Annotated in this window: 2 protein-coding genes; both read right to left on the bottom strand. The window is 60.9% G+C overall.

The window, feature by feature from the left end:
* Nucleotides 1–379 precede the first annotated feature (379 nt).
* Nucleotides 380–532 carry a hypothetical protein gene (locus tag EOA38_RS39600; protein WP_189435230.1) on the bottom strand — a complete coding sequence of 51 codons (153 nt, stop codon included), beginning with the start codon at nt 530–532 and terminating at the stop codon, nt 380–382.
* A 33-nt stretch (nt 533–565) separates the two neighbouring features.
* The coding region (locus EOA38_RS37770; protein ID WP_145966345.1) for a tyrosine-type recombinase/integrase at nt 566–900 on the bottom strand (335 nt) is incomplete at its 5' end.

Genomic DNA, 900 nt, shown 5'->3' with positions numbered 1-900 from the left:
TCGATCGTCGCGACGGTGAAGGCAAAGCCTGGAAAGGCCTCGTCGAGGGCAGGGGCGAGCTCGGCGTCGGCCGACTGCGCCTCCAGAGAGGCGAGCACGGTTTCGACGGAGGCGGGGTCGGGCAGGCGGACGGGTTTTTCTTCGCTCATGCCAGACGGCCTTTTTCGCGGCGGAATAGCCGCCTTCCCTATGTCGTTCGCGGCCGCGCGGGACGTCGCCGGCGCCATCTTGGGGCCGAAAATGACTGATTTGCGCCGCAAAAACAATCACTATCGATAAGAGGCAATTATCGATAGTGAGCTTTCATTCCAAAGATCATCGCCTGTGACGGAAGCAAATGGCGGAATAGCTTCCGTTACGCAAATCAGCTACAACAACATCAATGGCTTACGATCTCGCCAATTTGCCCCTGAGGACCCTGATCGAGCCGCTCGCCCGTGCCGATGTCGCTTTTGCTTCCCGATTCAATTGAAGCGCTAAGGCGAAAAAATTGAATCGCTAAGGTGAAAATCCTGCTCTCCCGGATCGCCATGCTGCGGCTTCAATCGGGGCAGGGGAGGGGCCTTCAAAGCCCGGACGCCTTGGTGAGATTGGTGCGGAAGCGGTCGCGCCGCCGCTGATATTTGCGTGTCATCTCGGCCGAGGCGTGACCGAGCTGCTTTTGAACGTAACGCTCCTCGATGTCGGCCGAGGAGGCAAGGCCGGCGCGCAGCGAGTGCCCTGAGAACAGCCCCGCCCGTTCCCCTTCCGGTAGATCGGAACGGACGCCGGCGGCGAGCGCGGTCCGCTTGACCAGACGGGCGACATGTTTGTCGGAAAGGCGCTCGACGTCGACGGTCTTGTTGTCCTTGAAGATGCGGCGGAACAGGGGACCTCTCGCGATCCGGCCAAAGCGGATCC

This window comes from Mesorhizobium sp. M1E.F.Ca.ET.041.01.1.1 (genome assembly GCF_003997355.1).
Classification (GTDB): domain Bacteria; phylum Pseudomonadota; class Alphaproteobacteria; order Rhizobiales; family Rhizobiaceae; genus Mesorhizobium.
This window is presented reverse-complemented; position numbering and strand designations above follow the sequence as displayed.